The sequence below is a fragment of the Mycolicibacterium sp. P4_G11 genome (genome assembly GCF_056555145.1).
In genome coordinates, this window is the sequence record NZ_JBFUJW010000012.1 from 196,179 (window position 1) to 221,722 (window position 25,544).

12 protein-coding genes are annotated in these 25,544 nt (G+C 64.0%); 3 read left to right on the plus strand and 9 right to left on the minus strand.

Annotated elements, in window-relative coordinates; genetic code table 11:
- Positions 1 to 272 precede the first annotated feature (272 nt).
- Positions 273 to 1,178, plus strand: a complete 906-nt coding sequence (locus AC1U2B_RS24445) for a glycosyltransferase family 4 protein (RefSeq protein WP_480218808.1) — start codon at positions 273 to 275, stop codon at positions 1,176 to 1,178.
- Between the two features lie 9 nt (positions 1,179 to 1,187).
- On the opposite strand, the gene AC1U2B_RS24450 is transcribed toward AC1U2B_RS24445, so the two are convergent.
- Together AC1U2B_RS24450 and AC1U2B_RS24455 are read right to left on the minus strand one after the other, a co-directional pair.
- Complete coding sequence (locus tag AC1U2B_RS24450; RefSeq protein WP_480218809.1) at positions 1,188 to 2,153, minus strand: class I SAM-dependent methyltransferase; 966 nt, start codon at positions 2,151 to 2,153, stop codon at positions 1,188 to 1,190.
- Between the two features lie 336 nt (positions 2,154 to 2,489).
- Positions 2,490 to 3,440 (minus strand): class I SAM-dependent methyltransferase, encoded by a 951-nt coding sequence (locus AC1U2B_RS24455; protein ID WP_480218810.1) that lies wholly within the window; start codon positions 3,438 to 3,440, stop codon positions 2,490 to 2,492.
- A 978-nt stretch (positions 3,441 to 4,418) separates the two neighbouring features.
- Between AC1U2B_RS24455 and AC1U2B_RS24460 the strand changes: the two genes are divergently transcribed.
- Positions 4,419 to 5,171 (plus strand): class I SAM-dependent methyltransferase, encoded by a 753-nt coding sequence (locus AC1U2B_RS24460; protein ID WP_480218811.1) that lies wholly within the window; start codon positions 4,419 to 4,421, stop codon positions 5,169 to 5,171.
- A gap of 405 nt (positions 5,172 to 5,576) precedes the next feature.
- Here the strand turns inward: AC1U2B_RS24460 and AC1U2B_RS24465 are convergent, their stop codons facing one another.
- The 7 genes from AC1U2B_RS24465 to AC1U2B_RS24495 form a co-directional block, all read right to left on the minus strand.
- Positions 5,577 to 6,845 carry an O-antigen ligase family protein gene (locus AC1U2B_RS24465; protein WP_480218812.1) on the minus strand — a complete coding sequence of 423 codons (1,269 nt, stop codon included), beginning with the start codon at positions 6,843 to 6,845 and terminating at the stop codon, positions 5,577 to 5,579.
- Entirely contained in the window at positions 6,826 to 7,794 is a 969-nt protein-coding gene (locus tag AC1U2B_RS24470) for a glycosyltransferase family 2 protein (RefSeq protein ID WP_480218813.1), read from the minus strand. Before AC1U2B_RS24470 ends, AC1U2B_RS24465 begins: the two co-directional genes overlap by 20 nt.
- Before the next feature lie 30 nt (positions 7,795 to 7,824).
- A complete protein-coding gene (locus AC1U2B_RS24475; protein WP_480218814.1) occupies positions 7,825 to 8,667 on the minus strand; it encodes a hypothetical protein in 843 nt (280 codons plus the stop codon).
- A 32-nt stretch (positions 8,668 to 8,699) separates the two neighbouring features.
- Complete coding sequence (locus AC1U2B_RS24480) at positions 8,700 to 10,064, minus strand: tyrosine-protein kinase domain-containing protein (protein ID WP_480218815.1); 1,365 nt, start codon at positions 10,062 to 10,064, stop codon at positions 8,700 to 8,702.
- A 142-nt stretch (positions 10,065 to 10,206) separates the two neighbouring features.
- Positions 10,207 to 12,042, minus strand: coding sequence for a DUF4012 domain-containing protein (locus AC1U2B_RS24485; protein WP_480218816.1), 1,836 nt, complete (start codon positions 12,040 to 12,042; stop codon positions 10,207 to 10,209).
- A gap of 86 nt (positions 12,043 to 12,128) precedes the next feature.
- Complete coding sequence (locus AC1U2B_RS24490; protein WP_480218817.1) at positions 12,129 to 12,554, minus strand: hypothetical protein; 426 nt, start codon at positions 12,552 to 12,554, stop codon at positions 12,129 to 12,131.
- 180 nt (positions 12,555 to 12,734) lie between these two features.
- A complete protein-coding gene (locus AC1U2B_RS24495) occupies positions 12,735 to 23,768 on the minus strand; it encodes a type I polyketide synthase (protein ID WP_480218818.1) in 11,034 nt (3,677 codons plus the stop codon).
- A gap of 344 nt (positions 23,769 to 24,112) precedes the next feature.
- Here AC1U2B_RS24495 and AC1U2B_RS24500 point away from each other — a divergent pair, with 344 nt between their 5' ends.
- The gene (locus AC1U2B_RS24500; protein ID WP_480218819.1) at positions 24,113 to 25,522 is read left to right on the plus strand and encodes a condensation domain-containing protein; all 1,410 of its coding nucleotides are present in this window, start codon (positions 24,113 to 24,115) and stop codon (positions 25,520 to 25,522) included.
- Positions 25,523 to 25,544 lie beyond the last annotated feature (22 nt).

The following is a 25,544-nucleotide window of genomic DNA, read 5'->3' on the forward strand; positions in this document are numbered from 1 at the left end:
CAGGATTTGACCGCACAGTGTCTCCAGGTGCTTGACGTTCGGCGCGCCCGTCAGGCGCTAGATATCTGTCTCGACGGAGCCGCGTCCGCGTCTCCACGATCGCATCGGGTCCGCCGAACGCCGCGGTCATGAGAATCCTATTTGACGCACACTGGTGGGTCGACGGGCCGCGCTCGGGCCGTAATGTGTTGCGGGGATTGATAGGCGGTTGGTCCCGTGCCTTCCCCGATGACGAAATCACGCTACGCGCTCAGCGTCGCCATATTTCGTTGGTGAGAGAAGATGTTGGACAGAGACAGCTCAAGGTTGAGGTCAGCCACTACCCGACGTGGGCCCGCTACCACGCCGTGGCTGTTGCCACGATTGCGGCGCGTAGGGGCGAATACGACGCCGTATTGACGCAGAATTTCTGTTCGCCGCTATCAACGGCTCCAAGAGTGGTTCTGTTACACGATGCCCTTTTCGTGACGAATCCGGAGTGGTTTACGAAGACAGAACTGCTCTACCTGAGCGCAATACGCCCATCGCTCCGTTGGGCTACTAACATCCTGACCACATCCAATTCGGAGACCGCGCGGATCGGCGCCGTGTGGCCCGAAGTGCGGGCTCGACTTGCGAAAGTTGGTCTGGGCGTCCCCGATGGAATACTTGAGGCCCATCCGAGGCGTCCGTCGAGTCTTTCCGACGAAGTGCCATTTGTTTTGGCGGTTGGACGGCTTAATGTGCGCAAGAACTTGGCTGGACTGATCGAAGCGTTCATTCGCATCGCCCGTGACGACCCGAAGAGACACCTGGTCATCGCTGGGAGCGTCGACGGAGCGTACGCGCCAATTGTGGTTCCGGATGAGATGAGTGCGCGGATACATTTCTTGGGGCACGTCGCCGATGACGAACTTCGATGGCTTTACGAAAACTGCGACCTATTCGTGTGCCCCTCGCTGGACGAAGGCTACGGGTTACCTCTCATCGAGGCGAACATTCTCGGCACGCAGGTGATCGCGAGTGACATTCCAGTATTTCGAGAGTTGGCCATTGCCGCTGCATACTTCGATCCTAGGTCAATAGCCGAGATTGCTGCTGCCATCCGCCGGGGTCTGGATAGAGTCGGTCCGACCGTGGCGAGACAGTTGACGTGGGAAGACGTGGTACAGAACATCCGTGCGGCCATAGAGAAGTGAAGTCGCTGGTCAAACGCGGCGAATCCACAGCGAACCAGGCTCCCAAAAATCAATCTGCTTTCCGAATACAGGACAAGAATCCGCTAGCTCGGTCGGGTGGTGGTGCTTGAGAAAGTTCAGAGCTGCCACGACCTGATATTGACTATTGAAACTCAAGAAAGCCTCTACCAGATACTGCTCGTTCCAGAACCGCATCTCTCGATCTAGCCAAGCCGGCCAGTAATCCTTGGGCGTCCGGATGTCGTGAATGTGCACGAAGACTCCAGAGTTCAGTATCGGCAGTAGTTCTAAATACTCAAACAGTACGTCGCCCTGCGGTCGGATCATGTGCGATGAATCGATGAACAAGATGTCGTTCGCCTCAAGTTCTGCGAAAACTGAGAGGTCTACCCGCTCCACGGGGGTGCGAATAAGTTCGACGTCCAGTTCTTTCAACCAAGCATTCTCATATGGCTCAATACAGATATGTCTGCACGTGTACGAGGAATCATCGGCATTGTTGGCCTTGATGGCGTTTCGCGCCATGAGTGTGGAATGGCCGCTTCCAATTTCGATTATGCGTCCTGGTTTGGTATGGCGAATGATGTTGTAGAAGATCTCTGCGTCGCCGGGTCCGAATGCATTATTGTCGTAATAGAAGCTCAATTCGGATTCACGATTCATCGGAAACGCGACTAGCTCGTCGCTGTATGAGAAGTTCTTTAGGAGGTCAAGTTGACCACTGACGTTTAGATCGACCGCAGTGAGTTCCCGGTCCTCTTCCAAGGGGCGACGCAACGTATTCGTTTCGAACAGGGGCTCGTAGTAGTGATTGCGGATCGGATACACGCCCAGCGCCCTGAAGAGTCTCCGTGCCCGCGGTAGACGACCAATTCCGAGACGACGCACGAACTTCAGTGCCAGTCCGGCTAGAAAGACGATTGGTAAGACGGCGATGTCGATCAGTGGTGCCAAGAATTCGACAAGCTTGCGCACGGCGACCCTTCCTGCCGATCAGTTGTGGGATTCCAGCCGGTACAGCATTGGGAAATAGGGTTCAGCTTATCTCTAGCGCGCGGCGACCACGGAGTTTCTGCATCACCTGCGCCGCACGAAAACCACCGCGTGGACCTACCGGCTTAGTGCTTGAATGGGCCTCCCCGACCCAAGAAAACGCCAAGGCGGAGAAGTGCACCATGGGGAACGTAGCCCAAGCGGCATGAGTGATGGGCGGCCGAGCCACGATTTGGCGGACGCATTTCGACCGCGACCAAGCAAACAGCAGGCCAGACCCTGCTGATCGGACGAGCGGCGGCTCGTGAGCCCATCTGGCTACGCACAAGTAAGTTCGACGGCCAGGTATGGGGCCAGTGGTGTTGCCCCGAGCCAGCCGGGCAGGTGATTCATATAGAGGCGAGCCGCCGGCACCAACCACCCAGCACGCGCTGCACCTACGTGCGCAAATTCGAAATAGTTCGCCATGTTGAGAGGTCGAATCTTGCGCACGCCCGAAGCGCGGGCCATTCGCCGAACTTCGCTGAACGACACTAGCGGGTGCGGGCCCCATATCGCGTGCGGGTACAGGTGGGTGCGCTCGAAAAGGCGGTGGCCGAAGGCTGTTGCCGACCAATCAAAGGGAGTGGTTGACCAATCATGAGCTGGATCGATCGGGAATAGCTTATTCGGTGCCGCGATTATTGCTCGGCCGCCCGGCCTGAGAACGCGCATCATTTCACTGATGTAGCGCATGCGATCAGCGTCGCGCGCTGCCGGTGGGTCCGGTTCGCCGATGTGCTCAATTACGCCGATAGACCACACCAGGTCGAACATGTCGGACTCGAACGGAAGATCAAGCGCAGATCCGGCCACCACGCGCTCAGGGTCCACTCCGGCGGACTGCCAGCCCGGAAGGTTGCTTGGAAGGTCGACTCCCCAGACGTCGATAGTCGGAAACAACTCGGCGATAACCTTGCCGATGGATCCCGTTCCGCAGCCGATGTCCAGAGCACTGCGGTCCCCCGGACACAACTGGCGTGCGAGCCAGCGTTCGGCGCGCTCGGCCCCGCGGTCGATCTGGTCTGCCAAGTAGTCTTCGGACGGAACAATCGCAATTGTTGAAGAACGCGGCATTAAATTCAGGTAGCCCCCGTTGAGAATTGGGTAAGTGGCCGAACAGGACTGGCAGTCGGCCCCAACCTCGTGACGGTCAATGCTTCCGTGGCATTCGGGGCAGGCTACGGGACTCACGAGAGGGAGCCTTTCGGCCGTACCTTCAAAGCTCATTGCTGAAGTATGTCACGCACGTCGCATCTGGACCGCCAGTTCGTATGTCTGAATGGCTGCGTAAATCCAAAACGAAGATGCTGATGTGCCCGTGAAACCGTCGCCGGATGCAGCTCCTCGGGACATTGCTAGCGACTGGAGGAGAAGGCTGTGGCGGTGCGCATGGTCTGATGTGGCGCAGGAGTTGGATTCCAGGCAGGGCACGGTGTTCCGGGCGGCACGCCAACTCGTCTGCGGGATGCAATCGGTGCGTGAGGCCGACATCGTGAAGGTGCCCGCTTCGCGGCCACGAGATCGTATTGCCCTTCACCTCATAGGTTTTGACCGTCGTGATGTTGCCGCCAACTTTGCCCGCGTGTGCGGTGCTTGCACGTCCAATGGCGCCATCTCCCGGCTCACCGGCAGGTTCTCCGATAGATGACCTACCAGGTGTTGGGGGCGGTGTATCCGGTGACTTGCATCGATGACGACCGCCTCAAGTTCCTTGGAACGGGGTCGGCCGGCACCCGGCGGTCGTGTCACGCATCAGGGGACTTCGTGAATCTACGGCTGACTCTGGGTCGCCAGTTGATGTGTGAGGTCGCTGGCCCAAAGGTGTGGCCGAACGGCGGCGCGGCAGAACATAAAAGTTCTGCGACACAAAGTATCTCGGCCCCATGAGGCGACTGCCGCTGGGAAGCGTCCCGATGGTTGACTCAGGTATTTATCGCTACGGTCAATTTAGGGTGGCAGCCCTTTCGGTTGTGTTTTACTGGCAAGGTGTCGACGACTGCACAGGCGTTGCTACTTAGCTGCCCAGCATGCGGTGGGCAGGCTGCTCACGCTTGGACAGCGCCTGCGGGAGAAGTGGGACTTAGTGGTTTCGGGGTCGCAATCTGTTCGACGTGCGGCACTGGGGTAACTGAAGGCGAATTTCCCGGCGAGGCGGAACTTTACGAGACGGGTGCTTATGCCCCCGAACGCGCGCGCGGAGCCGGTTTGGCTGCGCCGATACTTCGACAGTTCGATCGACGCCGGCTGCAGTTCATCAGTTCGCGGTTCAAAGCGCCGGCGCGGGTGGTTGATGCAGGCTGCGGCCGCGGGCGTTTTGTCGCGGCGGCAGCCGCCGCCGGGTTCGAAGCCGCGGGTGTCGAACCCAGCGAACGAGGTTCCATCGGGGCTCGCGATATGTACGGGATTGAACTCATAAAGGCCGAGATCGAAACGGCGCCTATCAAGACGGGGTCGTGTGACGTCGTCACGTTGTGGCACGTCCTCGAGCATGTTCGTGACCCCGGCCAGACCGTCGAAGTTCTAAAGAACTGGCTCAGACCTGGCGGCGGGCTTCTTGTCGGGGTGCCCAACTTCGACAGTGTGCAGGCTCGGGTGGCCCGCACTCGCTGGTACCACCTGGACTTGCCCCGGCACCGGACCCACTTCACCGAGGCTGGGCTTCACACGCTGCTCACCCGACACGGGCTCGTTGTTGTGCAGTCCGACCACCAGATGATGGAGCACAACTGGTTCGGCATGTGGCAGACGGCGGTCAGCCGCTTCACCAGCCGACCCAGTTACTTGTTTCATCTCCTCAAGCGAAATGCACCTGTCAAGTCCCTCGACTTGGTCATATCGTTGTTGGCGCTGCCCTTCATTCCGCTCGCGATCCTCGCCGAAATCGTTTGTGGGGCGCGCCGTTCCGGAGGATCCATTGCTGTGCTGGCGATCAAACCCAACTCAGCTACTGACGATTGAATTGCTTCTGACGCAGAACCGCGTCCGGCCAGCAGAACCTGATCCGACCGAATCAGGTTTCAGGTCAACCTTATTCGTGGTCTGTATATCCGGGATGTGGGTTGATTGTGGCGGCCAGGCTCGCCAGAGTAGTCAACGCGCGTGATCGGTTGGTGCAGAAGTGTCAGGTCAAGCAAGTGGAATGCCGGCGGCCGTCAGGCTTTTCGGCGACTGTAGGGGAGATCTTGCCGGCGTACGGAGGCGCGGTGCGTGTCGCATCGACCCGCGCAGGCGTAGTACCAACGAAACTTGAGCACAGCTCGATGGAGTGTGGGGTGACCAGCGACCATGGTTCAGCAGTCAGAGTCAGAGTCAGAGTGTCACCGCTAGCTTCTGCTCGATCCCAGCTCGCGCGCACCAGAGAGCCTAGATTCTTCCCCCGGCATTGCGGACAGCATCGGCGCTGGTTGCCTGCGGCATGGACCCGGTTTCGCCTCGGATACCGCGTGGCTCGGATGCTTCTTTCTGCGTCGTCTGTTCAGTTCTTCCTAACTGCACCGCTAATCCGGCAACGATGAAGATCAGGCTTTCGTACTGGGTCAGGAGGGCTACCGTCAAAAATAGTGGTATTTGCCCCGCCAATGCGATCTCCGCCGCAGATGCGCGAGAGGCCACGACTCGTAAGACCACAACTAGTAGTGGTAGCACGATGATTCCGGTGATTATCCAGCCCCAATTGAGGCCGATGTACAGCAGTGCGCTGTCAATAGAGTCCTTCAACGCGTTGCTATTGAAGAAATCTGGCGCTCGTCCGAACCACTGAATCTTGGGCAGGTAGGTCTCGTACAGGTAACTACGGAAGTAGGCGCTACCTTGCTCTTCCATCGAGGCGCCTGCCGCCCAATCTTCAATGGCTGGCACTAGTTGTGGTCCGACGAGAAGTGCTGTGCCGGCTGCCACGAGCATCGCGAGAATCCGGTTGGCTTGATCTCTTGCGGTATATATCCAGGTCAGGATTCCCGTGAGCGCTGCCGCCAACAGTGCGCCTCGGCTTCCGGTGGTGATGATGCCGACGCCGACTGTGACAAGCATCAGGACCTTCCACCCATTTCGAAATGATGCACTCGCAATCAGTGGTATCGACAGCGCCAAAGAGCCGCCAAGCGCGATTGCGTGTCCGAATGCCCATGTGCTGCGGTCGCTTCCAGCGCGTGTCTGTACGTGGTGCCAGGTTTGGTACTCAGTGGATTTTGCGTTCCACTCGACTGTCCAGGAGACGAACGGATGCCAGGACAGGAGAAACTCGATCAGGGCCAACCCGCCTACGATTGCGAGCATCAGGCTGATCGCATCAATCGTGAACTGGATTCCTGCGGCCGGCGCCAGGATGCGGATCGCAAAATATGGGATGAGCCAACGAATCACGAACTCCGCGAGCATGCCCTGATTGACGTTATCGACCGCGAGGAGCGCCACGCCGACGATGAGTATGAGATAGCCGTCAAAAATATGGAACTCAATGCGATGGCCGTCGATGGCAACTGCGATGATCATCAACAGTGCGACCACGCAATGGATCGGAACCGTGGCAATGAACCGGATGCTGATCCAGATCGGCACCATGGCGATGGACAGCAGCCATATCAGCAGTGCCAGTTGTGGACGAGTCAGCTTCCTAGACGAAAGTGTGTGCATCCTGCTTCGCACTCCTGTCGTATTGTCGCAAACCGTCCCACACCCCGCGGACAGCCGAACGTATTTTCGGAAGCCTTCGCTCATGCTCGAGCGCTGCCATGGCGATCAGGCGGATGGATTCCAGTCCGCCGCTACCGGCCAGGAGCCGCTTTCGGGGAACCCCGGTGTCGCGCGCGTACACGAAGCGATTCCGGGCCGACCAATAGTAGGTAGTCGTCGAGATCGATTGCTGTGCTTGGCCGCCGGACGAAGCGCCACCCGCGTGCCACAGGCGCGCGGTGGGCACTACGCCAAGGCGTAGGCCCACTTGGCCAGCTTTCCAAGAAAGGTAGGTATCTTCCCAATAGAGGAAGTAGTTGTCTGGGAACCCCCCAAGATCGCGAAATGTCGACGCACGCAGCATGGGCGCCGCTCCCGTGACGAAATTGGTTTCGAATACATCGCGCCTAGCGTCGGACAGCGGCACTTTGTAGTCGAGATGCTGCACTCGAATCGACTGCCGATCGATCGATCCACCGCAATACCAAATCCAAGCGTTTTGACGATCGCCACTGAATATGAGAGGCGAGATGATCGAGAAGGTACCGACGTCCAGCTCCTCTTCAAGGCGCTCCAAGCAATGGGTATCAAGCCTGGTGTCCGGGTTGAGAAGCCACAGGATGTCGATCGATTCGATGTCACTGCGGGCGGCAAGTAGATTGATCCCGGCGCCGAAACCGATGTTGGCGTCACTTGTTTCGATTGTTGCGTACTGGATCTCGCTCAGATTGGAGCGGAGTGTCTTCAGATTCGCCGCTGTTGATGAATTGTCCAATATGTGGACCAGCAATCGACGTCCGCGCGGCGTTCTGCGGGGCATCTCCCGTACCAAGGTAGACGTCATTTCTGGAGTGTTGAAATGCACGATGAGTACGTGCAATGTACCGTCTGGTGCGCTGCGTACCTTCATTTTTCGCGCTGTCTCCCTACCGTCCGTGCTCTAGGAATGGCCTGCGTCAGACGAGGACGCTGCGGTCGGTAGCGTCGGCTGGCCGTCCTCGAGAGCCCAGACTTTGTCGAAGTCGAAGACTTCGCCGGCCGGTGTTTTGATCGGATACTCGCGCCAGAATCCGAAAGAGCCAGGCGCGATGGGCACTGTCAGAGGTTTAGATACGGAAATTCCGGGGCCGGCGACGCTAACGTGGTCACCCGTGGAGCTAAGGACGAACCTATAGACGCGGTCGCGGTCCAAAGGCGGCGCAAAGCCGCCAACTGCTATCGTCTTGAGCTTGCCGTTGGCCAGTCGGCTTTTGACTTCCCACGAATCGCGATCAGCAAGAAACAGCACCACGTTATCTGCGATGTTGACGTCCCCGGCTATGCCGATGGACATTGAGGTCCCACCCTTCGAATCGTCGCGTCGACGAAACTGGCCCTCTGCACCGATCTCACGTACCACGCCTCGAAACTGGCGTACCGCGATGACGTCGCTTTTTCCGTCGTAGGTGAAGTGTCCGTCCGCGACGTATCCGTCGGTCGACGGTGGCAATGGTGAGTCGTCCGTCGGTGCGCCTCGTAGCTCCCAGTCGTTGCCGTCCCGGTCGAATTCGTCAATGAACGTAGCGTCGATGGGGATCGAGACTGGCGCGCCAGGTACAGGCATCACCGTTTGGGTTGTGGAGGCAGGAAAGGGCGCCACTCGAGATTCATACTGGGGAGGTTCAGGCGCGCATGCCGTGAGTACCAACATGATACCGATCAGGCACCAGCTTCGCTTGGTCGCGGATAGTGTGTACTCCAAAGCGAAGTTGGCACGTGATACGTCGATATCCCGGAGAGTCATGGTCTGACCAAGCGTCGCGCTGGCTGGGTATGTCAGCTCGAACGGCGAGAGCCGTAGTAGTTGTAACTGCTGCCGTACTCCGAACGATCACGCGGAGGCGTCATTGTCAGTACCGTGCCGAGCAGAGTGGCACCTACGCTCCGCAGGGCGTCCGTCGCGTTCCGGAGCTGATCACGCTTCGTCTGGCCGTATCGTCCGAGCAGTAGCGCACCGTCTGAATTGGCAGCCAGCAGGGCCGCGTCCGTGACAGCAAGTAGCGGGCATGAATCAACGATCACATAGTCGAATTTGCCGCGAAGCTCCTCGAGCAGGTTTTTGGCTGCGTGAGAAGCTAGCAATTCGCTGGGATTCGGAGGTGTTGCGCCGGCTGCCAAGACGGTAAGGCCGGAGAATTGCGTCTCCTGCAAGGCATCTGAAAGAGATACAGCACCACTGAGCACTGTGCTCAAGCCCACTGCGCCTTCTAAGTTCAGATGCTTGTGTGCAACGGGCCGACGCATATCTCCGTCGATAAGAAGTACGTTGTTTTCAAGCTCAACCAAGGCGAGGGCGATGTTAATCGCTGTTATGGACTTGCCGTCATTGGGAATGGAGCTCGTCACCACAATTACCCGCGGTGGATTATCGACCGCTAGAAAGCTCAGATTGGTGCGCAGCTTCCTGAATGATTCGGCGATGCGGGTATTTTCGTTACCGAACGCGATGGCTGGTGCTGATCGGCGGGCTTTGTCGACAGGGATCTCGCCAATGGTCGCCGCACCGGTGATGTCCTCCAGATCTTCCCGCTTCTTTACGGTGTTGTCGATGATGTTTCGCGCCATCGCGAGTGCGATGCCGAGCAATACGCCAGAAACCAATCCCAATGCGAGGTTCCGAACCAAATTCGGCACTGCCGGAACGGTAGCGGCCACGGCAGGCTGCTCCACCACTACCCGGGTATCGGGGAGGCTGCCATCTGCCGGGGTTTCCAGTTCTCTGACCATCTTGACGAACTGGTCTGAGAGCGTATTCGCGATATCGCGCGCCCGAATTGGGGACGGGTCAAGCACCTCCACGGCGATCAGGACCGTTCCGGCTTTGGATCGCGCGGTGATTTCCTCGCGCAATTCCTGCGGGGACATATCAAGATGTAGCGCGTCTATCGTGCGCCGGGCAAGCGCTTCGCCCGTGAGCAATATGGTGTACGAACTGATCCTTTCCTGGGAAAGGAGATTGCCTTGGTAGGTGTCGGACAGCGAACTGCCCGCGTAGGTCGCCACGAATAGCCGGGTTGACGATTTATAGAGTGGGGTCGTGGTGGCGGTGATGATGACGGCTGCCAGCACCGCCAGAACTATCGTCGCGCAGATCGTCAGCCATCTCAGCCGCAATATCTTCAGAAAATTCTGCAGATCCATGCCGCTCACTCCTTGTAATCGTCTGGCGCATCTGCCTCGCACGATTTCGGGTGTGCGTTGCAGTCAGCCTCCAAGGTCCTCAACGCGTCGTTGTTGCTACCTAATGTATGTCAATGCGACCGGCAAATTAGCGGAACCGTCATTATTTGTGGGGGCACTCGGGGACCGTGATGGTGGGTGCGGTTGTAGCGACGAGGGGCTGTGCTGGTACCTGTGCTGCGCCAGGAGCTGTGGGCTCGGAGAGACGAAACGTCAGTTCGCCCAATTGCCTTGGCGGAATCGCTACCTGGACCTCGAAGGTCGGGTGCCCTCGATCCGACCCGGCGAACACGGGTATCTGCTCGCCGTTGGAGAATGCTCCAACCAGTACTGCGCCCTTGGTGGCTACAAGTCGCACAGACGTCAGCATGGAGCCTGTCGGCAACGTGATGGGGACATTTTGGTTGAGCTTGAGGCCCGCGGCGCCCGCCACGTAGTCGGGTAGCGGTGTATCCGGTACCACGTTTCGCAGCTTCACCGTCACCGTGGTGTTGCGGGTGGCGCCCCCGCAGCTCTCAGCCTGGTACGTGACATCCTGTCTCAGGTAGTAGTCAACCTTGTTGCCCGCGAGGTTGTTGACGATGACTGCGGCATATGGCGAGGCGTCATCTGGGATGGTGTGGGCAAGGGGTGTCTCCTCCAAGAGCTTTTGTTCTTGTGGGGACGCGCTCCATATGGCAATTCGCCGCTCACTGACCGCCCTGGCCAGTGCGTCCAGCAGGCGGCGGGGGGATTCCACTGCTCCCGTCATTTTCTTGACGACAGCATTGGCGATGACCTGGAGATACTTCTTGCGCGCGGTCTGATCGTCCGGGAAACGTTGGTACGCAGTCGATTCAGTAAGCTCGACGACATTTCCTTGGTTGATGACTTCGCCATCCTGCATCGTGATTGGCCCCGTCGCGCCTAGAACGTAGCTCAAAGCTACTGGGTCCAGCGCGATGACGCCGTCGACTTCCTGGCCGGACTGCTGCGCCCACATGGAACGCCATATCTGTGCGGTGTATGGAAAGTGTGAGCTGAGATTGCTGTTGCGCCAGTCGGTACTTGGATTCGTGTAGCCGTATTCCTGATTGAACTCGGGTCCAAGGTCCAGCGGTTTGAACGGTCCGGTCAGTTCGGTGTTGGGGCCCAGCGCATCTACGGTCGGCGTGCCGTTATCGAATCGGAGAATCCCGAACCCGCCGAGTATGCCGCCGGTTGCTCTGGCTTCGGCGTTGGTCTGAAAACCCATGAAGTAGGTGCGCGGCCCGTCGACACCCATCATCAGCGGAGCGAGCTTTGCCGTGAGAGTGGCCTTGTCGAGGAGGTCGGAGACTTTGACCATCTGTGTTTGGAGTTCCGCGCGCGCGTTCCGCAGGGCTGACAGGTAGGTCGGCTCAGAGATCGCGGCGGCGTCCGCCTCGAGACGTCTTGCGTCCGAAGCGATCTTGGCCAGGCCCGGCTCCTTCTCTCGTAGCGCTTGAACGTCGACGTGCGAGCCCTTGATCAGATGGGCTGGGGAGAGCACTGTGCCCAACTCCGCCGCCGGCTTCAATACGTTGGATGCCATTCCCAGAACGACGTGCGAGACCTGTCGGGCGGTCTCGAACGGACTGCCCAGCCATGGAACATGGGCGGCGACTGTCCACGGTATGGAACGCACGGAGTCATTCGCCTTCTTGGCGTCTGTTTCTGCCGCGGAGGCGAGCCGTACCGCTGCTTCAACGTCGCCGGCAGACAGCGCTTCCTTCGCGTGCTGCGCGCTGGCGCGTGCCCGATCCAGGCTGGATTTCGCTGAATAGCCTTCGAAGCCCAGCCAGGACAGGAATCCGACTGCGACGAGTATTACGCCTAGCGCGATGACACGAAAGCGGCGACGGTGCCACACTTTTCGATACCGCGCAGTTCCGCTGTCGGATTCGTCTTCGTCGCCGCCGATCGGTTCATCCGCTGCCATGGGGTCAGTATTGTTGCTCACTCAGGAACATCCCGCAGTTGGCCGACGGCTCTGCTGCATCAACAGAACGAATCGCCCGCGCGGGTCTAGCAGCCCCGAGTCAGTGAAACGGTGATGGTGCCGTACGGCCCGATCTTTGCGCCTGCTCCGAATACGCAGACCGAGAGATTGATGTTGGCCGTGAGGCGCTTCCATGGCTCTTGGAGGAAGCCCGGGATGATCGACAACGGTGTGAACGTCCCAACCAGAATCGGCGCCCCGGGGCTTGGGTTCGGTGTGTTCCCTACCCACCACCAGGGATCGTTCTGCCACCAAGTGGCCTCTGCCAGGAAATGTGGCGCCTGGGCGACGTTGTCCAAGACGTGCGTGATTGGCGCGAGTGGAGCTGGCGCGGAGATGTCCGCCTGCGCCATCGCGGGAGTCAGGATGGCGGCCCCGGCAACTGCACAGGCGGCCGTGCCGGCCTGCAACTTGGCTTTGGTGTTCGAAACATGCATCGCGAGAACAGACATTGTCCGAGCCTTCCGCCGATGAGATCGATCCTCATAGGAGCCTGACAGAATTGCCGGTGTACGTCAATAACTAATTGACGTCTTTGCGGGGTATTTCTGGGCTGGTCTGGCGGCCGATTGGCCAGGGAGTGGGGTGTGCACGCAGTTTGCTCGAGACAGCGTGCACACCCGTCACAGTCGTCACTCCTGTGCGGCAGGCGCCTCGGGTTCAGCCTCGCCGGCAGCCTCCGCAGCCGCCTCCGCGGCAGGAGCCTCAGCCGGCGCCTCCGGTGCGTCCGACGGCGGCAGCTGTGACGCCAGGTGCCCGGCGAGTTCGCCGAGGGTCGGGTAGTCGAAGATCGCCGTCGGGCTGATGTCGAACTTGCCGCCGAACTGCCCGAACAACCGGTTGCGGAGCTCGACCGCCATCAGCGAGTCGGTGCCGAGATCCAGGAACCGGCTCGTCGCGGCGGGCGGCTGGGCCAGGCGCAGGAAGCCCTGCACCTCTTTCTGCAGGAACTCGGTGATGAACCCGGCGCGCTGGGCGTCGGGAATCTCCTGCAGCTGACGGAGCAGCTCGCTGTCACCGGTGGCTGCCGCGTCGCTGGTCGGCAACACCTGATCGAGCAGCGGCGGACGGATGCCGCCGAGCATCTTGGCGGCCCGCTGCCAGTTGGCCTTGAGGACCGTCGCCTGCGCGGCGCCATGCCGGATGACCTCGCCGAGCGCAGCCAGGGCCGCCGAGGGCTCGAGCGGCATCATGCCCTGCGCACTCAGGTTGGCCGTGGCTGCCTGCGAGCTGGCCATGCCGCCCCGGCCCCACGGGCCGAAGTTGACGGCCGTCGCCGGCAGGCCCAGCGCCCTGCGGTGCGCGACGAGTCCGTCGAGCAGCGCATTGGCGGTGGCGTAGTTGGCCTGCGCCGGTGAACCCAGCACCGCTGACGCCGACGAGTAGACGATGAAGAAGTCGAGATCGTCGTCCTGCGTCAACTTGTGCAGGTGCAAGGCGCCGAAGGCCTTGGGGCCCAGGGTCTTCCGGAAGCGCTCCAGATCCTGCTGGGGGAGCAGGGCATCGTCGAGCACACCCGCGAGGTGAGCCACGCCGGCCAGCGGCGGCAATTCCGTGCGGATCCGGTCGAGCAACGCCGTAACCGAGGACTCGTCACCGACGTCACCGGAGAAGACGTGCACCCGGCAGTGGAAGCGCTCCATCATCGCGTCGATGGCGCGCTGCGCGTCGGCGTCCGGCTCCCGTCGGCTGGTCAGCACGATGTCGCCGGCACCCAACTGGGCCAGGTAGGCGGCGGTGTGCAGACCGAGTGCGCCGAGACCACCGGTCACCAGGTAGGTCCGATCACCGTGCGGCTGCAGCGGTTTCGGCATCTGCACCACGATCTTGCCGATGTGCCGGGCCTGCTGCATCCGGCGGAACGCGGTCTTGGCCTCCGTCAGCGGGTAGACCTCGGCCTGCACCGGCGTCCACTCGCCCTTGGTCAAGCCATCCGACACCTCTTCCATGAGGCGCTGGATGTGTGCGGGGTCGGTCATCATCGTGACGTCGAGCGCGACGATCTCGTAGTTGATGTCCGGGCGAACTTCCGCCATGCGCTCGGGGGTCCAGATGTCGCGCTTGGCGATCTCGGCGAACCGGCCACCCTGGGCGGTCGCCCGCACCGTGGCCTCGACGAAGCCCTCGTTGGTCAGGCTGTTGAGCACCACGTCCACGCCCTCGCCGTCGGTGTCGGCGAGAATCTGGTCCGCGAAATCGGTTGTGCGCGAGTCGTAGACGTACTCGACACCCATCTTGCGCAACGTCGCGCGTTTGTAGGTGCTGGCGGTGGCGAAGACGATCGCGCCCTTCTGGCGCGCCATCTGCACTGCCGCCAACCCGACACCACCACTGGCGGCGTGGATCAGCACGCGGTCGCCCGGCTTGAGCTGCGCCCAGTCGAACGCGAGCCGGACCGTCAGCGCGGCCGCGGGCAGCGTCGCCGCATCGACCGGGGTGATGCCCTCCGGCACCACCGCGAGCAACTGCTCCGGCACGTTCAGGCGGCTCGAGAAGGCGCCCTGCATGGAACCGAAGACGCGCTGGCCGACCTCGAATCTGGTCACCTCCGAACCCAATTCGGTGATGACACCGCACAGGTCACCGCCGATGGGCCCGGGATCACCCGGGTAGAGGCCCAGCACGTTGAGCACGTCACGGAAGTTGAGGCCGGCTGCCTCGATCCGGACCTGCACCTCGTGCGGCGCGGGCGGCGTCACGTCCTTCTCGGTCAGCCGCAGGTTGTCGATCGCACCACGCTCGGTGGGAGCCAGCACGTAGTCGTCGGAGCGCGGCATCGGCAGGTGGCCGCTGCGCGCCCAGTGCATCAGCCGCGGCACGAGGAACTTGCCCTGCCGCAGTGCGAATTCCGACTCCGTCACCGGAGTGCCCAGAATGCCGGTCAGCCAGTTGGTGGCGTTGTCGTCGGCATCGTCGAGGTCGACGAGCCGCAGGCGCAGGGTCGGCTGCTCGTTGATGACGGTGCGGCCCAGGCCCCACAGCGCGGCCTGCACCGGGTCGACGGGCTCGCCGGGCTCGGTCGCCACCGCGCGTTCGGTGACGATCCAGAGTCCGCCGGTGAGGTTCAGCTTTTCCTCGGCGAGGGCGGTCTGCATGGCCCCGAGCACGGTGCCGACCTCGGACTCCAGCCGCGCCGCGATGTCGGCGTCCTGTTGTCCCGAAGCGCGCCAGACGATTCCGGTGACCGGGGAGCCGCTTTCGGCGGCTGCCGCGATCGCCTGCTGCCAGGCGGCGGCGTCCACCGTCTGATCGAGCGTGACCGCGCCGGGCAGACCGGCAGCCAACTCGTCGAAGCCGGCGATCAGCCAGGTGCCGGTGGTCTTGCTCTCTGCCTCGTCCGCGGCGCTCGGTGCGGCGCCCTCCTGCCAGCCCAGCGTGTACAGCAGTCGGGTGGTGTCGCCACCGAGCCCGCGCAGCAGTGCCTCACGCGGCGCCCGCTTCACGGTGAACTCGGTGATGCCGCCGAGCCGCTTGCCGTCGCGATCGAGGAAGTCGATGTCGAAGACCTGCGTCTCGTTGGTCAGCTCGCTGGTGTGCCAGCGCGCCCGCGCATAGAACCGCCGGGGCATCTTGTCGCGCAGCTCGACCTGGCCGTACCGCAGCGGCAGGAACAGGTCGTGCATGCCGTGTTCGGCGGCCAGCAGCGCCGGGAAGGCCGGGAAGGCCACGCCGGTGCACAGGTCGAGCAGCACGGGATGGATGGGCTCGGTGCTGAGGTGCTCGGCGAGTTCGTCGCCGACCGACACGTCTCCGATGGCCATGCCGTCGCGCACCCACAACGACTTGAGCGACGTGGACCACGTTGGGCCCCAGGCCAATTCCATGTCGTTGAACGTCTCGAACAGCTGTTGCGGACGCAGCCGCTCCATGCGCTCGACGACATCTTCCATCGAACCGGCGACATCGTCCGAGGCGTCCGCTTCACTGGCACCGGCCAGCAGGGTGCCGTCGGCGTTCAACGACCACTCGGCTTCGCGAACCCCGTTCGGTCGGCTGTGCACCTGGAACTTCCAGCCTTCGCCGCCCTCCAGGGAGCGGATGGTCAGCTGCGTCTCGCGAGCCGCCTTGTCCGGCAGGATGATCGGCTCGTAGAAGAAGACTTCCTTCACCCGAGCCGGTGCTCCGACCGAGGCCAGGGCCATCGCCGCGTACGTCGCGCCCGGCACCACGACGGTGCCGTAGATGACGTGGTGCGACAGCCAGGGCTGCGTCTTGACCGACAACACGTTGCTGTAGATCGTGTCGCCGGTGGCCAGATCCTTTGCGCTGCCCAGGATTCCGGACGTGGCGGCAGACCCGCCGGAACTCATGCCCACGACATTCGCGGTCTTGGGCCAGAAGCGGCGGCGCTGGAACGGGTAGGTCGGCAGTTCGACCCGCTGACCGCGGTTCTTGGCCGCGAAATCAGGCCGGTGTCCGGTGATATACGTGGTGGCCAGCGCTTCGGTGATCTGCCGCTGTGCGTTGGCGCCCTTGCGCAGGGAGACGATGGCCCGCGGGGTCTCCGAAGACTCGGGCCAGCACTGCAGGGCGGCCGCGGTCAGGATCGGCTGCGGGCCGATCTCCATCAGCACCGAGCAGCCCAGCGCCGCGACGGTCTTGACGCTTTCGGTGAACTGCACCGGCTGACGCGAATGCCGACGCCAGTACGGCGCGTTCAACGGCGTCTCGGCGGTGAGCACCGCGCCGGTGCGGTTGCAGATCAGCGGCAGGGTCGGCACGGCGAACTGGAACTGCGTTGCGAAGGACTCGAATTCGTCGAGGACCGGGTCCAGCAGCTCCGAGTGGAAGGCATGGCTGGTCTCGAGCCACGTGCAGCGCGTGGCGTCCTCGCTGCAGGCGGCGACGATCTGCTCCAGATCCTCACCCGGGCCCGACAGCACGGTGTTGCGGCCGTTGTAGGCGCCGATGGACACCCGCGGGAATGCCTCGGCGGCGCGCTCCACGTACTCGGGATCGGCGAACACCGCCACCATGCGGCCGCCGGCCGGCAGGCTGCCGAACAGCCGGCCGCGCTCGGCGATCAATCGGACGCCGTCCTCCAGGCTGAACACCCCGGCGACACAGGCCGCCGCGTACTGGCCGACGCTGTGGCCCAGCACCGCATCCGGTTCGATGCCCCACGACTGCCACAACCGGGCCAGGCCCATCTCGACGGCGAAGATCGCGGGCTGCGCAAATGCGGTGTTGCGCAGCGTTTCTGCCGCTTCCCGATCGTTGCCGAACATGACCTCAAGCAGGGGGCGCGGCAGGATCGGGTCCACTGCTTCTGCGCACCGGCGCACCACGTCGGCGAAAACCGGTTCGGTGTCGAACAATTCGCGGGCCATGCCCGGGTACTGGCTGCCCTGACCGGGGAAGAACCACGCGGTGGTCGGCGGGTCGGCGCACTCGCCCTTGAGCACGCCCGGCCGCAGCTTGTTCGCCACCAGATCTTCCAACAGGTTCTTGGCATCGTGGACGGTGTTCGCGACCACCGCGGCGCGATGCTCGAAGTGTGAACGCCCCGAGCCTGCGGTGAAGCACACGTCGGCGATCGAGGCGTCGGGGTGCTCGTCGAGCCACTCGCGGTACCGCTGCGCCAGCGCCGTCAGGCCCTGCGCCGAGCGCGCCGACAGCGGCAGCACGCTGATGGGTTCGGTGGCAGGGGCGTTGGTCGCGTCGTCCGCAGTGATCTCGTCGGTGTCCTCATCGGAGGTCACCACCGGGGCCTCTTCCAACAGCACGTGCGCGTTGGTGCCGGTGAACCCGAAAGAGCTGACGCCGGCGCGGCGCGGGCGGCCGTCGGTGTGCCACGGCGTCGGCTTGTCCACCACCTGCACGGGCAGCGAGTCCCACGGGATGTGCGGCGACGGCTTGTTGAAATGCAGGGTCTGCGGGAGCATTTCGTGCTCCAGCGACAACACGACCTTGACCAGACCGGCGACGCCGGCCGCCGACTCGAGGTGGCCGATGTTGGTCTTGGCCGTGCCCATCAGCAGCGGCCGGTTCGGGTCGCGGCCCGCGCCGTACGCGGCCGCCGCGGCCTGGACCTCGATCGGGTCACCGAGCGGGGTGCCGGTGCCGTGCGCTTCCAGGTAGTCGACGTCGCCGCCGGCCAGGCCGGCCCGGCTCAGGGCCATGTTGATGAGCCGTTGCTGCGCACCGCCATTGGGCACGGTCAAGCCGCTGGATGCACCGTCCTGGTTGACCGCGCTGCTGCGGATGATCGCCGCGATGCGGTCCCCGTCGCGCTGCGCGTCGCTGAGCCGCTTGAGGACCAGGACGCCGCAACCCTCACCGCGGACGTAGCCGTCGGCAGCGGCGTCGAATGTCTTGCAGCGGCCGTCGGGCGCCAGCATGCGGGCGCGTGACGCGGCGACGATGGACGCCGGGCTCAGCAGCACGTTGACGCCACCGGCCAGAGCCATGTCGCAGTCGCCCGAATGCAGGGCCTGTGTGGCCTGGTGCACGGCCACCAGCGACGAGCTGCAGGCAGTGTCGACCGCCATGGCCGGCCCTTCCAGGCCCAGCGTGAACGACACGCGGCCCGCGATGGCGTTGAGCGCGTTACCGGTGATGAAGTGCGGTTCGAGGTTCTCCACCGAGCCGCCCGACAACAGGTGCGAGTACTCGTTGGCGCCGACACCGACGAACACGCCGGTGCGGCTGCCGCGCAGCGATGACGGGGCGTACCCGGCTCTTTCCAAGCCCTCCCAGGCGATTTCGAGCATCAGTCGCTGCTGCGGGTCGATCCACACGGCCTCGCGCGGCGAGATGCCGAAGAACTCGGGATCGAACGTGTCGACGCTCTCCAGGTAGCCACCGGAGCGGGTGTAGATCTTGCCCGGCGTCATGGCGTCGGGGTCGTAGAACTCGTCGACGTCGAAGCGGTCCTCGGGAATCTCGCTGATCGCGTCGACGCCCTGGGACAGCACCCGCCAGAACGCATCCGGGTCGGGCGAGCCGGGGAAGCGGCACGCCACGGAGATGATGGCGATGGGCTCGTCGGCCGCGGCGAGCGACTTGACGGCGCTGACGGCCTTCGGACCGGCCTTCTCGTTGAGGTTCAGGATGTCGCTGAGCAGGTAGTCCGCGACGTCGGTGAGCCGCGGGTGGTCCATGGCGAGAGTCGCCGGAAGTTCCTTGCCGACACCCTGTTCCAGCCGGCGACGCAGTTCGACGGCCATCAGCGAGTCCATGCCGAGGTCGAAGAAACCGGTCTCCTCGCGAATCTCGGCGGCCTCGATGCGCGTCACCTCGGCGACGGCGTCGCGCAGGTACTCCAGCACCAGCTTCTTGCGCTGCTGCACCGGTGCGGCGATGAGCTGCTCGACAAGGCGCGTGTTCCCGGACGCGCCGACCGCGCCGGAAGCCCCCGCGGACTCGGGCACCTCGCGGGCCACCTCGGCCAGCAGGGCGCGCGACCCGGCCTGCGAGTAGATGGGCAGGAACTTGGCCCAGTCCATCCGTGCCACAACGGCTTCCGCGGGGGAGCCGCCGGCCACCAGGATGTCGGCCATGCCGGTCAGGGCGTCGGTGGGGGACAGGGTGCGGACGCCGCGGCGCTCCAGCTGGGCGCGGGCATCGGGGTCGGCCATACCGGCGGACCACGGACCGAAGTTGACGCTCATGCCGGGCACACCCTGCTCGCGCAGGCGCCAGGTCAAGCCGTCGAGGAACGCGTTGGCCGCGCTGTAGGCGGTCTGGCCGTAGCTGCCCCACACCGCCGAGATCGACGAGGTGGACAGGAAGAAGTCCAGCGTCAGGTCGGTGACGGCCTCGCTGAGATACCAAGCACCCCAGACCTTTCCGGAGAACACGCGCTCCAGCTCGGCGCCCTCCAGGGTGGCCAGCGGCGTGGTGCTGTTCTCACCGGCCGCGTGCACGACACCGGCCAACGGCGGCAACTCGGCGCGCAGGGTGGACATCAGGCGGGCGACGTCGTGCGGATTCGCGACATCGGCGGTGATAACGCGGGCCTCGCAGCCGTGCTGCTCGCGCAGCGCGTCAATGCGCTGCTGCGCGGCCTCACTCGGCGCGCGCCTGCTGGTCAGGACCAGCCGCTTTGCACCGTGCGCGGCCAGGTACTCCGCGATCTCCAGCCCGAGCGACCCGAGTCCACCGGTCACCAGATACGTGGCGTCAGAACGCAATTCGAGCTGCGTCGGGTTCGGCTGCCCGGTCCGGCGGACGAGGCGCGGCACGTGCACGCCCTCGGCGCGCAGCGCGATCTGGTCCTCACCGCGCGGGGCCGCGACCACCTGGGCGATCAACCGTGCCCACTCGTCGGCGCTGCCCTCGGCGAGGTCGGCGAGGCCGCCCCACACCTGCGGGTACTCCAGCGCGGCCGAGCGGCCGAAGCCCCACAGGCTCGTCTGCTCCGGTGCGACGGTGTCGGTATCGGTAACCCGTTGGGCGCCACGCGTGGTCACCCAGATCGGTGCCCGTAGTTCGGCGGTGGCCGCCGCGCGGAAGAGGCGCTGCGTGCCGTTGAGGACGCGGTGCTGCATGCGCAGGACCGCTTGCATCGAGGCGGCATCGGTGTCGAGGGCCGCGACGTGCAGGATGCGCAGCGTCGGCTCGTCTTCGACGGCCGCGCGCAGGTCGGCTGCCAGCTGCTGCTCATCGGCGTCGGACCCCGGCAGCCCGAGGATGCGGTGCCGGTGGCCGAGCCGGGTCAGGGCCTCGGTCAGCGGCTCGAGCACCGCAGCGTCGTCACCGATCAGGACCCACGCCGAGCCTTCGCCGATCTCCGACGAGGACCCAGCCGCGGCTTTCTCCCAGCGGATTTCGTACCGGGCATCCGAGACGGACTGCGCGGTGCGCTGCCGGTTGTGTTGCGCGGCAAACTTGTTCAGCACATCAATGGTGGACTGATTGCCGGCAGTGTCACCGGCCACGCCGCCCAGCAGGGTGGCGAGCTCGTCGATGCGGCCGTCTTGGAGCAGCTGGACGGCTTCGGTGGTGGCGCCACCGGTCTGATGCGAGGTCCACGTCGGCTTGATCCGCTCGTCGGTGAACCAGTAGGCCTTGCGCTGGAACGGGTACGTCGGCAGGTCGAACTTGTGCGGCGAGCCGGGCCGGACGGCGGCGAAGTCGGGCAGGTGCCCGGCGGTGTAGGTGGTGGCCAGCGCCTCGGTGATCTGCCGGTGGTCGGCGCCCTTGCGGCGCAACGACGCAATGGCCCGCGGCGCGGTCGCCGGGTCGGGCCAGGCGCGCAGGGCCGCGGCTGTCAGCACCGGCTGCGGGCCGACTTCGAGCAGTACCGCGCAGCCGAGCTTGGCGAGCGTCTCGACGCCCTTGGCGAATTCGACGGGCTGACGTGCGTGCCGGCGCCAGTACTGGCCGTCGAGTTTCGCGGTGCGGCCCAGGGTGTCGCCGGTCCGGTTGCACACCAGCATCCGCTGCGGCGCGTTGAACGTGAATTGGTTTGCGTACGACTCGAATTCGTCGAGCGCCGGATCGAGCAGTGCCGAGTGGAAGGCGTGGCTGGTCTCCAGCCAGTCGCAGCGGACACCGTCGCCGGTCAGTCCGGCGACAGCACGTTCCAGGTCGGCGCCGGGACCGGAGAGCACGGTGTTGGCGCCGTTGTACGCGGCGACCGACAGGCTCGGGTACTCATCGGTGAGGCGCTCGACGCGCTCGGGCGCGGCGAAGATCGCCGCCATCCGGCCGCCCGCGGGCAGGTTGCCGAACAGCCGGCCGCGCTCCGCGAGCAGCCGCATACCGTCTTCCAGGCTGAACACGCCGGCGACGCAGGCCGCGGTGTACTGGCCGACGCTGTGGCCGAGCACCACGTCGGGCTCGAAGCCCCACGACTGCCAGAGCCGGGCCAGGCCCATCTCGACGGCGAAGATCGCCGGCTGGGCGTAGCTGGTCTGCCGGAGCGCCTCCTCGGCGCCGGGGCCGTCGTCGAAAATGACGTCCAGCAACGGCTTTTCGAGTAAGTCAGCGACCGCGGCAGCGCACTGCTCCATGGTCGCGGCGAAGACCGGCTCGGTCTCGAACAGTTCCTTGGCCATGCCGGCGAACTGGCTGCCCTGTCCCGGGAACAGCCAGGCGGTCTTCGGCTTGTCCGCGGAAGTTCCGCGCACCAGGCCCGGCGCCGGACGGTCGTCGGCCAGCGCGCCGAGCAATTCACGTGCGGACTCAAGGGAATTCACCACGAGCGCGGCGCGGTGCTCGAAGTGGGCGCGGCCCGCACCCGCGGTGATGCAGACGTCCGAGAGAGTGGCCTCAGGGTGTGCGGCCAACCAGCCGCGGTAGTCCTCGGCGGACTGCAGCAGGGCGGCCGGGGTCCGCGCAGACAGGGGCAGCACCATGAATCGCCGGTCGTCGGGCTCCTCGACCGGGCTCTCCGAGGGAACCACGGAAGGCGCTTCCTCAAGCAGGACATGGGCATTGGTGCCGGAGAAGCCGAACGAACTGATGCCCGCGACGCGCGGCCGGTCGCCGCGTGCCCAGGTGGTGGCCTCGTCGACGACCTTCAAGGGGATGCGGTCCCACGGGATGTGCGGCGACGGGTTTGTGAAGTGCAGGTGCTTCGGCAGTTCCTGGTGCTCGAGCGACAGGATCACCTTGATGATCCCGGCGACGCCGGCGGCGGCCTCGAGATGTCCGATGTTCGTCTTCACCGAGCCGATCAGCAGCGGATCGGTCGCATCGCGTCCGGTGCCGTAGGCCGCTGCCGCGGCCTGGACCTCGATCGGGTCGCCCAGCGACGTGCCGGTTCCGTGCGCCTCCAGGTAGCCGACGTCGCCGGGCGTCAGGCCCGCGCGCTCCAGTGCCTCGGCGATAACCCGTTGCTGCGCAACGCCATTGGGCACGGTCAGGCCGCCCGAGGCGCCGTCCTGGTTGATGGCGCTACCGCGAATGACGGCGCGGATCCGGTCGCCGTCGCGGATGGCGTCCTCGAGTCGCTTCACCACGATGACGCCGCAGCCCTCACCGCGGACGTAGCCGTCCGCGGAGGCGTCGAAGGTCTTGCACTTGCCGTCGGGGGCCAGCATGCGCGACTGCGAGAAGGTGATCATGGTGGCCGGGCTGAGGATGACGTTCGCGCCACCGGCCAGCGCCAGGTCGCACTCGCCGAGCTGCAGGGCCTGGCAGGCCTGGTGGACGGCCACCAGCGACGAGCTGCATGCGGTGTCGACGGTGACGGCCGGACCCTGCAGGCCAAGGCGGTAACTGATGCGGCCGGCGGCCGCGGCGCCCGAGGTGCCGATGGCCATGTAGGCCTCGATCTCCGGGTAGGTCAGCTCGCCCGAGGCCATGCCCAGGTAGTCGTGAGTGGCCAGGCCGATGAACACACCGGTCTGCGTGTTGGCCAGGGCAGACGGGGCGGTGCCCGAGTGCTCGACCGCGCGCCACGCCATCTCGAGCAGCAGGCGCTGCTGCGGATCCATCATCTTGGCTTCGCGGGTGGACACCCCGAAGAACGGTGCGTCGAAGCCGACGGCGTCGTCGAGGAAGCCGGCGCGGCGGGTGATGATCTTGCCGCGGGCGTCCGGGTCGGCATCGAAGAACTCGTCGACGTCCCACCGGTCCTGGGGCACCTCGGATACGGCGTCCCGGCCCTCGTGCAGCATCTCCCAGAAGGATTCGGCGTCGGTGGCTCCGGGGAAGCGCGCGGCGTAGCCGACGATCGCAAAGCTGGACGTTTCCGGAGCTTCGATCCTTGCCATGAAAAAGTTGTCCTCCCGCGTTTGCCGGTGACGTCCGGTCCCATGCAGGAGACCGTGTTCAGCGCCAGAAATTATGTGCGAAGGGCCGGCCCTATCGACTGGTCGGCAGATCTACTGAACGGCCTCGGCCAGTTGATCTTCCGAACGGCCACGGCCAGCTCATCTTCTGCGGGCCAGTATTACATGTAGGTTGCTGAAGCACGAGGATTATGCGCAGCGGTGGTGGTTGGTCAGCGAGGACCGTCCTACCAGGCGTAACGGCGCCCGCAAAGGTTGCCGGGGTATGTTGATGACGCCAACAGCGTTGCCGGGCCTCAGTGTGTCCAGACCTGGGAGGAAAGTAATTGCGCATCGGGAAAATCACGATCGGAAAGATCGATGATTGGACGCCGATCCCAGGTGTTCTGACCTCTTGGCACCCGACCGAGGCGGCTCGTGAAGTAGCCCGGCAGGCACCTGTGAGTTCGGTGCCGGTCAGCTACATGCAGGGCCAGCACATCCGCGGCGTCGTCGAGCGCACCGGCTCGGGTCTCGAGTACTCCCGGCAGATCATCGCGACGTGCGAAGTTCCTGGTCAGTGCGATATCGCGGCCATGAACGAGGCGCTCAACTCCTATCTGCGCAGGCACGACACCTACCGCAGCTGGTTCGAGTACACCGACGCCGGTGACATCCTCCGGCACACCCTGACCGATCCCGATGACCTCGAGTTCGAGCCCGTCGATCACGGTGAATTGGCGGTCGAAGACGTCCGCAAGCATCTGGTGGACATCCCGACGCCACTGGAGTGGGGCTGCTTCTCCTTCGGCATCGTGCAGAGCGAAGACAGTTTCAACTTCTACGCCGCCATCGATCACGTCCACGGCGATGCGGCGCTCATCGGCATCACCATGCTGGAGGCTCATGGCCGGTACACAGCATTGACAACAGGGGGCTCAGCGTTTGCTCTGCCGGACGCCGGCAGCTTCGACGAATGGTGCGTCCGGGAGCACGAGCGCACCTCGGCGCTGACCGTCGATTCGCCCGAGGTGCAGGCCTGGATCGAGTTTGCTGAGAACAACAACAACAGCATGCCGGAGTTCCCGTTGCCGCTGGGGAACGCCATGGAGCCGTCGGTCGGCGACATGGTCGGCGAATCACTGTTGGACCCGGACCAGACGGCGCGGTTCGAGGCCGCCTGCGAGGGAGCCGGCGCCCGGTTCGTCGGTGGCCTGTTCGCGTGCATGGCCCAGGTCGAGCACGAATTGACCGGTGCCGCAACGTATTACGGCCTCACGCCGCGGGACACCCGGCGCACGTCGGACAACTTCATGACGCAGGGCTGGTTCACCGGCCTGGTGCCCATCACCGTGCCGATCGCCGCGGCGACCTTCAACGAAGCCGCCTGGTCGGCGCAGGAATCGTTCGACGGCAACCTGAACATGGCGCGGGTTCCGTACTACCGCGTGCTCGAGCTGGCACCGTGGCTGGACTGGCCGCGGCCCAACTTCCCGGTGTCGAACTTCCTGCACGGCGGCGCGGCCCCGCTCAACACAATTCTTGCGGCGACCGAGATGGGGTACGCCAACAACATCGGCATCTACTCCGACGGCCGGTACTCCTACCAGCTGACCATCTACGTGTTCCGGTACGAAGGTGGCACGGTCATGGAGGTCATGTACCCGGACAACCCCATCGCCAAGAAGTCCGTGACCAGGTACCTGGAAGCGATGAAGTCGGTCTGCTCGCGGATCGCCGACGGCGGGAACTGGTGACCCGTCGGGCGGGCTCGACAAG

Excerpts from the sequence above, each read along its gene's own strand:
- AC1U2B_RS24455 (WP_480218810.1), bottom strand. The coding sequence starts at position 3,440 with ATGAGCTTTGAAGGTACGGCCGAAAGGCTCCCTCTCGTGAGTCCCGTA.
- AC1U2B_RS24465 (WP_480218812.1), bottom strand. The coding sequence starts at position 6,845 with ATGCACACACTTTCGTCTAGGAAGCTGACTCGTCCACAACTGGCACTG.
- AC1U2B_RS24470 (WP_480218813.1), bottom strand. The coding sequence starts at position 7,794 with ATGAAGGTACGCAGCGCACCAGACGGTACATTGCACGTACTCATCGTG.
- AC1U2B_RS24475 (WP_480218814.1), bottom strand. The coding sequence starts at position 8,667 with ATGACTCTCCGGGATATCGACGTATCACGTGCCAACTTCGCTTTGGAG.
- AC1U2B_RS24480 (WP_480218815.1), bottom strand. The coding sequence starts at position 10,064 with ATGGATCTGCAGAATTTTCTGAAGATATTGCGGCTGAGATGGCTGACG.
- AC1U2B_RS24485 (WP_480218816.1), bottom strand. The coding sequence starts at position 12,042 with ATGGCAGCGGATGAACCGATCGGCGGCGACGAAGACGAATCCGACAGC.
- AC1U2B_RS24490 (WP_480218817.1), bottom strand. The coding sequence starts at position 12,554 with ATGTCTGTTCTCGCGATGCATGTTTCGAACACCAAAGCCAAGTTGCAG.
- AC1U2B_RS24495 (WP_480218818.1), bottom strand. The coding sequence starts at position 23,768 with ATGGCAAGGATCGAAGCTCCGGAAACGTCCAGCTTTGCGATCGTCGGC.